The sequence below is a fragment of the Mycolicibacterium cosmeticum genome (assembly GCF_000613185.1).
GTDB lineage: Bacteria > Actinomycetota > Actinomycetes > Mycobacteriales > Mycobacteriaceae > Mycobacterium > Mycobacterium cosmeticum.
This window is the reverse complement of sequence record NZ_CCBB010000001.1, coordinates 731,382-743,933: the sequence shown is the minus strand read 5'-3', so window position 1 is coordinate 743,933 and position 12,552 is coordinate 731,382. Positions and strand designations below refer to the sequence as shown.

The window sequence follows — 12,552 nt, the reverse complement described above, 5'->3', positions numbered from 1 at the left end:
GTCGATAGCAAGGAGAAACGATGAGGTTCAGTCGGCTGATGGCGGTGGCCGGGGCGAGCGTGCTCGTCCTGGGGGCCAGCGCGTGTTCCAGCACCGGCGGCAAGCCCGACAGCAACGGCGGCGGCGGGATGGGGGCCGGCTCGGCCGACACGCCGCGGGCCACCATCGCGATGATCACGCACGAAGTGCCGGGCGACTCGTTCTGGGACCTGGTTCGCAAGGGCGCCGAGACGGCGGCCAAGAAGGACAACATCGAACTGCGCTACTCCAATGACCCGGAGGCCCCGAACCAGGCCAACCTGGTGCAGACCGCCGTGGACAGCGGGGTGCAGGGCATCGCGATCACCCTGGCCAAGCCGGACGCCATGAAGAGCGTCGTCGAGGCCGCCACGGCCAAGGGCATCCCGGTCGTCGCGTTCAACGCCGGTGCCGACGCCTGGCAGGCGATGGGCGTCAAGGAGTTCTTCGGGCAGGACGAGTACATCGCCGGGCAAGGCGCGGGCAAGCGGCTGGCCGCCGAGGGCGCCAAGAAGGCCATCTGTGTCATCCAGGAGCAGGGCCACGTCGGGCTCGAATCCCGCTGCGCCGGGGTGAAGAACGCCTTCCCGGCCACCGAGGTGCTCAACGTCAACGGTAAGGACATGCCTTCGGTCGAATCGACCATCACCGCCAAACTGCAGCAGGACCCCGGCGTCGACTACATCGTCACCCTCGGCGCACCGTTCGCGATGACGGCCGTGCAGTCGGTGAAGAACGCGGGCAGCAAGGCCAAGGTCGGCACCTTCGACACCAACGCCGCGCTGGTGAACGCCATCAAGGGCGGTGACGTCCAGTGGGCCGTCGACCAGCAGCCCTTCCTGCAGGGTTACCTCGCCGTCGACTCGCTGTGGCTCTACCTGAACAACGGCAACGTCCTCGGCGGCGGCCAGCCGACGCTCACCGGTCCGTCGTTCATCGACAAGACCAACATCGACGCGGTCGCCAAGTACGCCGAAGCAGGGACTCGATAACGATGACGACCCAGGCAGACCTCAACCTGGAAACCCACACCGTCGTCCGCGACGAACGGGTCAAGGAACAGAACCGGTTGCAGCGCTTGCTGATCCGCCCCGAGATGGGGGCGTTCGTCGGCGCGGTCGGTATCTTCGTCCTCTTCCTCATCGTGGCCCCGCCGTTCCGCACCCCGGAAGCGCTGGCCACCGTGCTCTACGCCAGCTCGACGATCGGCATCATGGCCGTCGGGGTCGGTGTGCTGATGATCGGCGGCGAGTTCGACCTGTCCTCGGGCGTCGCGGTCACCACCACCTCGCTGGCCGCGTCCATGCTGTCCTACAACCTGCACCTGAATCTGTGGGTGGGAGCGGCACTCTCGCTGGTCATCGCGCTCGCCGTCGGCTTCTTCAACGGCTACATGGTGATGCGGACCAAGATTCCGTCCTTCCTCATCACCTTGAGCTCGTTCTTCATGCTGACCGGTATCAACCTGGCGGTCACCAAGCTGCTGTCCGGCCAGGTCGCCACCCCCAGCGTGTCGGACATGCAGGGCTTCGACTCCGGCAAGACGGTTTTCGCGTCGTCGTTCACCATTCTCGGGGTGTCGGTGCGGGTCACCGTCCTGTGGTGGATCCTGTTCACCGCCATCGCCACCTACGTGCTGTTCCGCACCCGGGTGGGCAACTGGATCTTCGCCGTCGGCGGTAACCAGGACAGCGCCCGCGCGGTCGGTGTGCCGGTGACCAAGGTGAAGATCGGCCTGTTCATGGTCGTCAGCTTCTGCGCCTGGTTCGTCGGCATGCATCTGCTGTTCGCCTTCAACACCGTGCAATCCGGGCAGGGCATCGGCAACGAGTTCTTCTACATCATCGCCGCGGTGGTCGGTGGCTGCCTGCTCACCGGTGGGTACGGCACCGCCATCGGCACGCTGATCGGCGCGTTCATCTTCGGTATGACGAACCAGGGCATCGTGTATGCGGGCTGGAACCCGGACTGGTTCAAGTTCTTCCTGGGCGCCATGCTGTTGTTCGCGGTGATCGCCAACAACGTCGTCCGCAACTACGCAGCGAAGCGTTAGGAGATCCTCGTGACTACAGCTGCCGAGACCCCCATCGCCGAGACCCCGGCCGACGGCGGGGTGCCGCTGGTCGAACTCAAGCACGTCGGCAAGAGCTACGGAAACATCATCGCGCTCAAGGACATCAACCTGCGGGTGGGTGCCGGTGAGGTGACCGGCGTGCTCGGTGACAACGGTGCGGGCAAGTCCACGTTGATCAAGATCATCGCGGGGCTGCACAAGCCGACCGAGGGTGAACTGCTCATCGACGGCAAGCCCACCACGTTCGAATCACCCAAGGACTCGTTGAACGCCGGCATCGCGACGGTGTACCAGGATCTGGCCGTGGTCGCCCTGATGCCGGTGTGGCGCAACTTCTTCCTGGGCAATGAGCTGCGCAAGAAGGGCATCCTCAAATCGCTGGACATCTCCGCGATGCGGGCGACGACCATCTCCGAACTGCACAAGATGGGCATCGACCTGCCCGACGTGGACGCCCCGATCGGTTCGCTCTCGGGTGGCCAGCGGCAGTGTGTGGCCATCGCCCGCGCCATCTTCTTCGGCGCTCGGGTGCTGATCCTCGACGAGCCCACCGCCGCGCTGGGTGTCAAGCAATCGGGCATGGTGCTGCGCTACATCACCGCGGCCAAGGAGCAGGGTTTCGGGGTCATCTTCATCACCCACAACCCGCACCACGCGCACATGGTGGGCGATCATTTCGTGTTGCTCAACCGCGGTAGGCAGAAGCTGGACTGCACGTACGACGAGATCACGCTGGAGCATCTCACCCAGGAGATGGCCGGTGGCAACGAGCTCGAAGCGCTCAGCCACGAACTGGGCCGCCGCTGACCCCCAGCGGCTCGCCGAGGCTACGCTTTCTGGCCGGAATCACCGGGTTTTCGGTCAGAAAGCGTAGTTTCGGCGTTCCGGAACGTCCTCCCGGAGCCGAACCGCGTCCTGACCGGGTGGCACGCCGAACAGTCGGCGGTATTCGCGGTTGAACTGCGAGGGGCTGTCGTAGCCCACCCGGTGGCCCACACCGGCGATGTCACCAGGCCGGGTGACGAGCAGCGATCGGGCCTGCTGCAGCCGGATCCGCTTCTGGAACTGCACCGGGCTCATCGCCGTGACGGCCCGGAAGTGGCGGTGGAACGCCGAAGCGCTCATGCCCGCCATCCGGGCCAGATCCTCGACGCGCACCGGTTCGGCGTAGTTGTCCCGCATCCAGACGATCGCCTTGTTGACGTGGGTGAGCGTGCTGTCGGCGACACCGATCTGGCGGGCGATCGCGCCCTGCGGGCCGGTGAGCAGCCGCCACAGGATCTCCTGTTCGACGAGCGGGGCCAGCACGGCGGCGTCGGCGGGGGTATCCAGCAGCGCGACCAGCCGGGTGACCGCATCCAGCAGACCAGGATCGGCGTCGCCGGTGCCGAGCGCCGGGACGTCCGCCGAGCCCCGCGTCCACGGCCGCGGCGGTGCGTGTAACAACAGCGCCGACAGTGCCTCCGGACGCAGCACCAGCCCCATCGCCAGCGCGGGATGGCCGGGACGGGTATCGAGATAGTGACCGGTGACCGGCAGGCTCGCCGCGACCACGAGGCACTGTCCGGCGCGGTATTCGAACACCTCGTCCCCGAGCAGCAGTCGCTTGCCGCCCTGGGCCATCACGACGAGCAGCGGATCGGTCAGCGAGTAATCGGGGCTGCCGGCTCCGGCGACCTTCGACAGCAGCAGCCCGTCGATCCGCGTGTGCAGGTCGGGGCGCGCGTGTACGTCGATCAGCCGGCGGAGTTCGGATAGGGAATCCGTTGCGGGGCGCATGACTGGTAGCGAACCACGCCGATGACATGATTCGCGCGTCATCGGCAGGATTGTGCAACGACGTAAGCCGATCGGTCTACCCGCCGAGCACTTCCCCGGATGGAATGAAGAGGTCCAATTCCCGTTCAGGAGGAGAAGTTCCATGTCACTCGACCACTACGTCACCCTCGGCCGGTCCGGTCTGCGTGTCAGCCCGTTCGCGCTGGGAGCGATGACCTTTGGAGAGGATCCCGGTGCGGCGGGAACCAGCGTCGAGGAGTCCGAGCAGATCCTGTCGGCATATCTGGACCGGGGCGGCAACTTCGTCGATACGGCGAACTTCTACACCAACGGGCACTCGGAGAAGATTCTGGGTGACTTCTTCGCCCGCAGCCCCGGGCGTCGCCATCGCGTGGTGCTGGCGTCCAAGTTCTTCGCCAACCTGTACCCGGGGGATCCCAACGGCGGCGGTGCGGGCCGATCGTCGATCATCGCGCAGCTGCACGAAACCCTGCGCCGGCTCCAGACGGACTATCTCGACGTCTATTGGCTGCACAACTGGGATCGGCACACGCCCATCGAGGAGACCATGCGGACCCTCGACGACCTGGTGCGTGCCGGGACGATCCGCTACATCGGCTTCTCGAACACGCCGGCCTGGGTCACCGCGCAGGCTCAGACCATGGCCGTGCTGCGGGGCTGGACACCGTTGATCGCCCTGCAGGTGGAGTATTCGCTGTTGGCCCGCACCGTGGAGGGGGAGTTGGCACCGCTGGCGGCCGATCAGGGCATGGCGCTGGTGCCGTGGAGCCCGTTGAAGAACGGCTTCCTCTCGGGTAAGTACCGGCGTGGCAGCGAGGTGTCGGACTCGGCGCGCTCGGCGTATGTCGGCGGCCCGACTGACGACGAGTTCACCGTCATCGAGACGGTCGACGCCATCGCCGCCGAACTCGAAACAAGCGCTGCGGCAGTGGCATTGGCATGGTTACGAGCCCGCCAGGGCACCGTCGTGCCCATCATCGGGGCCCGGCGACTGGCGCATCTGGAGGCCAACCTGGCCGGTTTGGAGGTCGCTCTCACGGCGGATCAGTGCGGCCGTCTGGATCGGGTGTCCGCGCCCGCGTTGAACTATCCGGCCGACCTCAACGGGACGATGCGGGCCACCCTGCAGTTCGCCGGCACCACCGTCGACGGCCAGGATTCCGGGGTCTACCCGCCGCTGCTGGCCAGTGCGGTGCGGTACTGAGCGGGCCGGCTCAGAGGTCGAAGATCAGCAGTGAGCTGGATGCCGTCGCCACCACCGCGCCGGCGGCATCGGCTACGACGCCCTCGGCGAAGCTGACGCGGGCACCCGCCTTGACCAGGGTGCCGGTCGCCGTCAACTCGCCGATGCCGGCGCGAACCGCCTTGAGGTAGTTCACCTTGATCTCGATCGAGGTGTACCCCTTGCCCTGCGGTAGCGCGCTGTGCGCGGCGCAGCCGGTCACCGAATCGAGCAGGGTGCACACGAGCCCGCCGTGCACGGAGCCGATCGGGTTGTAGGCGGATTCGTCCGGTGTGCAGGTGAACACCACCCGTCCCGGCTCGGCGGAGACCATGGTGAAGTCCATCAGTCCGGCGATCGGCGGCGGTGACAGGGTGCCGTCGATCACCGCGTTCAGGTAGTCGACCCCGGCCATCGACAGGCCGATCGCGGTGGCCGGGGCGGGGTCGTGCCAGCTGACGGTCTTGGTGCGGCGCCGGCCCCAGCCGTCGGTGCCGGGGTCGCGGGTGGGCTCGGCGGTCATCGTTCCTCCATTCACGAGTCTGGGTTGACAAAACTATACTCAGCGAGTGAGGGTGATCTGGCAACGCGGCACACCGGCACCCGGAGGGCACCATGACTTTGCTCGACGACATCGTGAATGCCGCCGGCGGACTGGACCGTTGGCGGGCAGGCCGACAGGTGACGGGCACGCTGGAGAGCGGCGGCTCGTTGTTCGAGATGAAGAACATGCCCGGCCGGTCGAAGCGGGAGTTCGCCGTCGCCATGCGCGACGTCTGGGCGGCGGTGTGGCCGGCCGGTGACACGTCGCATGTCGAATTCACCGCGGACGGCACCGCGCTGGTTGCCGAGGACGGCACGGAGCTCGCGCGGCGGCACAACGTGCGGGATACCTTCGTCGGGCACGTCCTGGAAAGCCCGTGGAATCCGTTGCAGCGGGCGTACTTCAGCGGTTACGCGCTCTGGAACTACCTGAATCTGCCGTTCCTGCTGACGCTACCCGGGGTGCACACACACGCCATCGAGCCGATCGGCACCGGCGACCAGCGCCTCGTCGGCCTTGGCGCCACCATGCCCGCCGGGCTGCCCAGCCATTGCCGCCACCAGCAGTTCTACTTCGGCCAGGATCTGCTGCTGGCCCGGCACGGTTACCACCTCGACATCGCGGGCGGTGTCCCCGTGATCCAGTACGTCGAGGACCACGTCGACGTGAATGGACTGAAGATCCCGACGACGCGGCGTGCCTACCTGCGCGACGACCGGTGGCAACCACGGTCACAGCTGCCGCTGGTGTCGCTGCGGTTCACCGAACTACGCGTGGTTCGCCGACCTGCGCCGGATGTCCCGTGATCCCGTGATCGCGATGCCAAATCCCTGACAACCCGCTGCCTCTAGTCGCAGGAGAGCCCCATGCAGCATCTGGTACTGACCGAATTCGGAGATCCCCAGGAGTGCGTTGCGCTGGTCGACGACGCAGAGCCGGCCCCGGGGCCGGGCGACGTGGTGGTGCGGATGGAAGCCGCGGCCATCAATCCCTCGGATCTGCTGTTGATCGAGGGACGCTACCTGGCGCGCCCCGCCCTACCCGCGACCGTCGGCGCCGAGGGTGTCGGCATCGTCGAAGCGACGGGGCCGGGTGTGGACGACGCGCTCGTCGGCCGGCGGGTCATCGTCCTGCCCACCTTCAAGTACGGCACGTGGTCACAGAAAGTGGTTGCGGCCCAGAACGATGTCGTCGTGGTGCCGGGCGAGGATCCCGTGCAGTTGGCGATGTTGTCGATCAACCCGGTGACCGCCCACCTGCTCCTGGAGAGGATCACCACCGTGGGCATCGGCGACTGGGCGGGGCAGACCGCCGCCAACTCCGCGGTCGGGCTGCACGTGATCACGCTGGCCAAACGCCGTGGCATCAAGACGCTCAACGTCGTTCGGCGCGCCGACGCCGTCGACGACGTCCGCCGCGCCGGTGGAGATGTCGTATTGGTCAGCGGACCGGACCTCGCGGCAGAGATCACCGGCACACTGGGCGAGGACAAACTGCGCCTGGTGCTCGACCCGCTGGGCGGTCCGGCCTCGGCCCCGCTGACCTCCGCGCTGGAATTCGGCGGGTCCCTCGTCAGCTACGGCACCCTGACCGGTCCGCCGCAGGCTTTGACGTCGGCCGACCTGTTCCGGCGCGAAGTCCGCCACACCGGGTTCTGGCTCGGCAATTGGTACTTCCGGGCACCGGCCCGCGAAATCCGGGCCGTGTTGGGCCATTTGGCCACCCTGATGGCCGACGGCCTGCTCCGCGTCCCCGTCGAAGCGACCTACCGACTGAACGACCACCGCAAGGCCTTTCAGCACGCTCAGGCGACACAACGCGGCGGCAAGGTCCTGTTCACGTTCGACTGAGGCAGCACTGAGACAGCACCCCCACGAGAGGAACACATCTTGACCAACCCGATCCTCATCACCGGCGCCACCGGACGTCACGGTAACACCGGGGAATACCTGGTACGCCGGCTTCGCGAGGCGGGTCACCCGGTACGGATCCTGACCCGCCGGCGCAGCGAGCGGACCGAGGAACTCGCGGCGCTGGGTGCCGAGATCGCGGTGGGTGATCTGCACGATCGCCGCACCCTGGTCCCGGCCCTCGCGGATGTCGACCTGGCCTACTTCACCTATCCGATCGACGACGGCGTCGTGACGGCGGCGGCCAATTACGCTGCCGCCGTGCGAGAAGTGGGTCGCTCACCGCGCACCGTGGTGATGTCGATGGGACCCGCACGGCCGGACAGTCCGTCGAATCTGGGGCGTGCCCAATGGTTGGCCGAGCAAGTCCTGGACTGGGCCGGTCTCGATCTGCTGATTCTGCGGGTCGCGGCCTTGTTCCACGAGAACCTGCTGGTCCTGCACAGCCACTCGGTGCGCGAGCACGCAGTGATCCGCAACTCGTTCGGCACGGGGAAGATCGCGTGGATCGGCGCCGGTGACGCCGCGGAACTGGCGCTGGCCGCCCTGCTGCACCCCGAACGGTTCCCCGACACCGTGTACTTCGCCAAGGGTTCCGAGGAGTACAGCCACCTCGAGATCGCCGAGCTGCTCACCGAATCCACGGCGGGCACGGTCCATTTCGAGCCGATCAGCCGGGATCAGTGGCGCGACGATCTGCTGGCATTGTCCCGCACCCCGGGCGCCGACGCGGTCAACGCCGCGATGGCGCAGCACATTTCGGCGGTGGGCCAGATGGTGGCCGAGAGTGGCCGAGCGCTGCCGGCCGACCCGGACACCCTGAGGGAACTCACCGGTCGAGAACCGGTGACCGTGCGGGAGTTCCTGCTGGCGAACCGGGAGGCGTTTACGACGGCGTCCTAGCGCAGCGTCAACCCCGCAGCCCGGTACACCGCGTCGACCAGCGCCATGTTGGCCACCGCGTCGTCGGTGCCGAACGGCAGTGGTGTGCCGTGCGCGACGTGCGCGGTGAACGCCTCCAGCTGGTAGCTGTAGCTCGGCCGGGTGCCCAGATGCTTCACGGTGGCGCCGGCGGCCGTAGTCAGGGTGAGCCGGTCGTCCTCGGCGGGATGGATGAAGTCGTGCACGAACGCGTCGCCCTCGGTGCCGGTGATGCGCAGCGTGAATGAATAGTCCTCGGCCACCATCGAATTCGTCGACAGACCGTGGGCGCCACCCGGGAACGCGAACTCGGCGTCGCAGCGGGAGTCCACGCCGGGGGCGCGCTGCTCGGCGTGCGCCCGAACCACCGACGGCGCGCCCGCCACGCCGGGCACGTCGAGGCGGCCCAGCGTCCGCATGATGTGCACGGCATAGCAGCCCAGATCCATGACCGCCCCACCGGCCAGCTCCAGGGACCAACGCGGGTCGTCGGGACCCGGTGCCGGCATCGCCATCCGTACCTCCACGGAACGGATCTCTCCGAGCGTGCCGTCGGCGGCCAGGCCGAACGCGGTCCGCGTCACCGGGTGGAACGCGTAGTGGAAACCCTCCAGCACGGGCACACCCGTGGCTTGGGCCGCGTCGGCGACGCGCCGCGCCTCGGCGTGGTTGCGGGCGAACGGCTTTTCGCTGAGCACCGGCTTGCCCGCAGCGATGGCGGCCAGGTTCCACCGCGCGTGCAGCGCGTTGGCCAGCGGGTTGTAGACCATGTCGACTTCTGCGTCATCGATCACGTCCTGGTACGAGTCGAGGACCCGCTCCACGCCGTACTTGCCGGCGAAGGACTCGGCGCGGCCGCGGTCCCGGGCCGCCACGGCCACCAGCCGGTGACCGAGTTCGGCCGCGGGACCCACGATCGCCAACTCGGCGATCCGGGAAGCACCCAGAACGCCGATCCTCACGCGGTGACGCTGTTCAGGAATGCGACACTGGCACGGACGTCGGCAACGGGCCCGTCACCGGCAGGGGCGCCGTCCAGGATGGTGTCCTGCTCCATCACGAACCAGCCGTCGAAACCGTTGTCCCGCAACACCGAGACGATGCCCGCGATATCGACGTCTCCGGTGCCCAAAGGTGTGTACATGCCCGCCTTGACGGCGTCGGTGTAGCTGAGCTCGCCGGACTGCACCTTGGCGGCCAGCGCCGCGTCGACATCCTTGAGATGCGTGTGTGCGATCCGGCCGGGCACGGCCTTGGCCAGCTCCAGCGGGTCGGTGCCGCCGATCAGCAGATGTCCGGTGTCCAGGCAGAGCGGGATCGTCGAGCCCGCCAACACCCGGTCGACGTCCGCACGGGTCTCGACCATGGTGCCCACATGGGGATGCAACACCGCGAGCAGCCCGCGCGCCGAGACGATTTCGGCCAACCGGTCGAGATTGGACAGCAGCAACGACCACTGCGCGTCGTCCAGCACCGGCCGCGAGTCGTATCCGTCGGATCCGGTGGCCGCGGCCAGCACCACCACCCCGGCACCGGCGGCGACCAGTGAATCCAGCGGTCCGGCAAGGTCTTCGGCGGGATCGTGATCGGCATCGTGCAGGACGACGGGGACGAATCCGCCGACACAGGCCAGCCCGTGCCGGGCCAGCACCGATTGAAGTTCGGCGGTGTCGGTGGGCAGGAAGCCCTCCGGGCCGAGTTCGGTGGCGGTCAGGCCGGTGTCCCGCATCTCGGTGAGCACGCGTTCCGGGTCGAGTTGATACCCCCAGCCGGGTACCTCACAGACACCCCAGGAGATCGGCGCCCCCGCGATTTTGATCAGTGTGCTCATGCGTTGCTTACCTTCTTTTTGACCGACTCAAGGGTTACCGGGGTGCCCCGGCGCAGCGACTCGGTGGCGGCCTCGGCCAGCCACGCCACCTCGACGGCGTCTTCGACGGTGGCGCCCGCGACCGGTGCGCCCTTGACCACCTCAAGGAATCCGGCCAGCTCGGTGCGGAAGGCCTCGGTGAACCGGTCCATGAAGAAGTGGTGCGAAGGTCCGGTGGGGAACGTGTTGTCGGGGTCCACGTTTCGCAGCGGGGCGCCCTGGTCCCAGCCGGCGGCCACGCTGTCGTCGAAGCCGTGCACCTCCAGGCGGCAGTCGTACCCGCGGGCGTTGTAGCGGGCGTTGGACACCACGCCCAGCGCGCCGCCGTCGAAGCGCACCACCACCGCTGCGGTGTCCACGTCGCCGTACTCGGTGAACAGCGGATCACCCTGGACCGATCCGGTGGCGTAGACCTCGACCGCGTTCTGGCCGGTGATCCAGCGGATCACGTCGAAATCGTGCACGGCGCAATCCCGGAAGATGCCGCCGGAGCCCTTGATGTAGTCCAGCGGCGGGGGAGCCGGATCCATGGTGGTGCTGCGCACCGTGTGGATCGCGCCGAGCGATCCGTCGTCGACGGCCCGCTTGGCCGCCGCGAAGGCCGCGTCGAAGCGCCGCTGGTAACCCACCTGCACCGGTACCCCGGAACGCGCGATGGCGGCGGCCACCCGTGCGCTCTCGGCCGCGGTGGAGGCGATCGGCTTCTCGCAGAAGGTCGGGATGCCCCGCTCCACCGCGGCCAGGGTCAGCTCGGCGTGGGCCGGTGTCGCGGCAGCCACCACGACACCGTCCACGCCGGAGGCCAGCAGTTCCTCGACCGTGTCGACGGCCTTGGCGCCGTGCTTGGCGGCGACCGCGGCGGCCACGTCGGTGCGCTCGTCGGTGATCACCAACCCGTCCAAACCGTCGAGGGCAGAAAGGGTTTCGGTGTGGAACGCGCCGATGCGGCCCAACCCGATAACACCGAGGGTGGTCATGGAATTCTCCGTTCTTGCTGTTGGGTGAGGATGGTGTCGAGGTCTTGGGGACTCAGGTCGTCGGCCAGCGCGGCCAGCACGGTGTCGACCTGACTGGGTGGCGCCAGGCTGCCGATGGGCTGGTCGCTGTCCAGGTTGGTGGGGAAGGCATAACCCTCCGCGGTGGCATTGACCGCATTGCTCAGGTCCCGCGCCGGCCGCCCGGCATGCTTCATGGCCAGCAGTGCCGGGTACACGGCGCGCACCATGGCGGTGCGGTCCAGCGATTCCATGGCACGCCCGAACGGTGAGGAGATCTGCAGCAGGTTGGCCATCCGGTTGATATCTGCCGAAACATTGCTGCCGGCACCGTGATACAGGGCGGGGTTGAAGAACACCGCGTCACCCTTGCGCAGCGGCAGCTGGACGTGGTGCTCGGCGAAGAAGTCGATGAACTCCGGGCGGTAGAAGGCGATGTAGCCGGCCTCGAAGCGTTGGGAATAGGGCAGCAGCATGGTCGGCCCGCTGGCCACCGGCATATCGCAGTGGGCGACGGCGCCCTGCAGCGTCAGCGCGGGGGACAGCCGGTGCAGATGCGCCGGGTAGTCGGCCAGATGGTCGGCGTCGACGAACCCGAGGTGATAGTCGCGGTGCGGAACTTGCGCGGCGCCACCGGGATTGACGACATTGACCTGCGACGTGACCTGATAGCGCGGCCCCAGCCAGGCTTGTGACACCAGCGCCAGGGTATCCGCGGCGTAATACTGCGCGAACACGTCGGGGGCGTGCAGCGCCAGCTTCTGCGCGGCGTTCCAGATGCGGTCGTTGGCGCCGGCCTTGCCGAAGTGGTCACCGGCCGCACCGCCCGCCGCGCGTTGGGCGCTGATCAGTTCCCCGAACGCGGCGGTTGCGCGGTCCACCACGTCGTGTCCGAAGGCGCCCTCGAACACCACCACGCCGGGGCCGTCGCTCAGCACGCGGATCAGCTCGGTCTGCAGCGCGCGGCGGTCGGCGCCGGCGATCGCGTCGGCCGAATAGATCGGCACATTGCGCCGGACGTCGGCGGCGTGCGGGTACTCGGCGGGATCGGTGTCGCGCAGCACCTGGGCCCGGAAATCCGCCAAGGAGCAGTCGGATTCGGTGATCCACGCCGATGTGGTGAGTGGTGCAACCATGCCCGCCAGTCTTGCTGTGCGCTGTGCCATAATCAACGGCAAAAAGCCATCAAAAAACCATC

General features: G+C 67.7%; 13 protein-coding genes. 7 read left to right on the top strand and 6 right to left on the bottom strand.

Features of this window, described 5'->3' with window-relative positions; all coding sequences use genetic code 11:
• Positions 1–20: 20 nt before the first annotated feature.
• The 3 genes from BN977_RS03600 to BN977_RS03590 are packed head-to-tail and all read left to right on the top strand — an operon-like array spanning position 21 to position 2,899.
• Entirely contained in the window at positions 21–1,010 is a 990-nt protein-coding gene (locus BN977_RS03600; RefSeq protein ID WP_024452922.1) for a sugar ABC transporter substrate-binding protein, read from the top strand.
• 2 nt (positions 1,011–1,012) lie between these two features.
• Positions 1,013–2,071 (top strand): ABC transporter permease, encoded by a 1,059-nt coding sequence (locus BN977_RS03595; protein ID WP_024452923.1) that lies wholly within the window; start codon positions 1,013–1,015, stop codon positions 2,069–2,071.
• A 9-nt stretch (positions 2,072–2,080) separates the two neighbouring features.
• On the top strand, positions 2,081–2,899 hold the full coding sequence (locus BN977_RS03590) for an ATP-binding cassette domain-containing protein (protein WP_024452924.1): 819 nt from the start codon (positions 2,081–2,083) through the stop codon (positions 2,897–2,899).
• A 54-nt stretch (positions 2,900–2,953) separates the two neighbouring features.
• Here BN977_RS03590 and BN977_RS03585 read toward each other — a convergent pair whose 3' ends face one another.
• Positions 2,954–3,871, bottom strand: coding sequence for an AraC family transcriptional regulator (locus BN977_RS03585; protein WP_036396382.1), 918 nt, complete (start codon positions 3,869–3,871; stop codon positions 2,954–2,956).
• Between the two features lie 142 nt (positions 3,872–4,013).
• On the opposite strand from BN977_RS03585, the gene BN977_RS03580 reads away from it, so the two are divergent.
• Positions 4,014–5,096 carry an aldo/keto reductase gene (locus tag BN977_RS03580; RefSeq protein WP_036396380.1) on the top strand — a complete coding sequence of 361 codons (1,083 nt, stop codon included), beginning with the start codon at positions 4,014–4,016 and terminating at the stop codon, positions 5,094–5,096.
• Positions 5,097–5,106: 10 nt separating this feature from the next.
• Here BN977_RS03580 and BN977_RS03575 read toward each other — a convergent pair whose 3' ends face one another.
• A complete protein-coding gene (locus BN977_RS03575) occupies positions 5,107–5,637 on the bottom strand; it encodes a PaaI family thioesterase (protein ID WP_024452927.1) in 531 nt (176 codons plus the stop codon).
• A gap of 92 nt (positions 5,638–5,729) precedes the next feature.
• Between BN977_RS03575 and BN977_RS03570 the strand changes: the two genes are divergently transcribed.
• Genes BN977_RS03570 through BN977_RS03560 form a run of 3 tightly spaced genes read left to right on the top strand, consistent with a single transcriptional unit; the run spans position 5,730 to position 8,471 of the window.
• Positions 5,730–6,464 (top strand): hypothetical protein, encoded by a 735-nt coding sequence (locus tag BN977_RS03570; protein WP_024452928.1) that lies wholly within the window; start codon positions 5,730–5,732, stop codon positions 6,462–6,464.
• 60 nt (positions 6,465–6,524) lie between these two features.
• On the top strand, positions 6,525–7,508 hold the full coding sequence (locus BN977_RS03565; protein WP_036396378.1) for a zinc-dependent alcohol dehydrogenase family protein: 984 nt from the start codon (positions 6,525–6,527) through the stop codon (positions 7,506–7,508).
• A gap of 39 nt (positions 7,509–7,547) precedes the next feature.
• The gene (locus tag BN977_RS03560) at positions 7,548–8,471 is read left to right on the top strand and encodes an NmrA family NAD(P)-binding protein (RefSeq protein ID WP_036396376.1); all 924 of its coding nucleotides are present in this window, start codon (positions 7,548–7,550) and stop codon (positions 8,469–8,471) included.
• Here the strand turns inward: BN977_RS03560 and BN977_RS03555 are convergent.
• From BN977_RS03555 to BN977_RS03540, 4 genes are read right to left on the bottom strand one after another with little or no spacing between them, the layout of a single operon-like run.
• Positions 8,468–9,451 (bottom strand): Gfo/Idh/MocA family protein, encoded by a 984-nt coding sequence (locus BN977_RS03555; RefSeq protein ID WP_036396375.1) that lies wholly within the window; start codon positions 9,449–9,451, stop codon positions 8,468–8,470. The genes BN977_RS03560 and BN977_RS03555 overlap by 4 nt on opposite strands.
• A complete protein-coding gene (locus BN977_RS03550; protein WP_036396373.1) occupies positions 9,448–10,320 on the bottom strand; it encodes a sugar phosphate isomerase/epimerase family protein in 873 nt (290 codons plus the stop codon). Before BN977_RS03550 ends, BN977_RS03555 begins: the two co-directional genes overlap by 4 nt.
• Positions 10,317–11,336 carry a Gfo/Idh/MocA family protein gene (locus BN977_RS03545; RefSeq protein WP_036396371.1) on the bottom strand — a complete coding sequence of 340 codons (1,020 nt, stop codon included), beginning with the start codon at positions 11,334–11,336 and terminating at the stop codon, positions 10,317–10,319. The genes BN977_RS03550 and BN977_RS03545 overlap by 4 nt, the downstream gene beginning before the upstream one ends.
• Positions 11,333–12,490 carry a phytanoyl-CoA dioxygenase family protein gene (locus BN977_RS03540; protein ID WP_051561003.1) on the bottom strand — a complete coding sequence of 386 codons (1,158 nt, stop codon included), beginning with the start codon at positions 12,488–12,490 and terminating at the stop codon, positions 11,333–11,335. Before BN977_RS03540 ends, BN977_RS03545 begins: the two co-directional genes overlap by 4 nt.
• Positions 12,491–12,552: the final 62 nt, after the last annotated feature.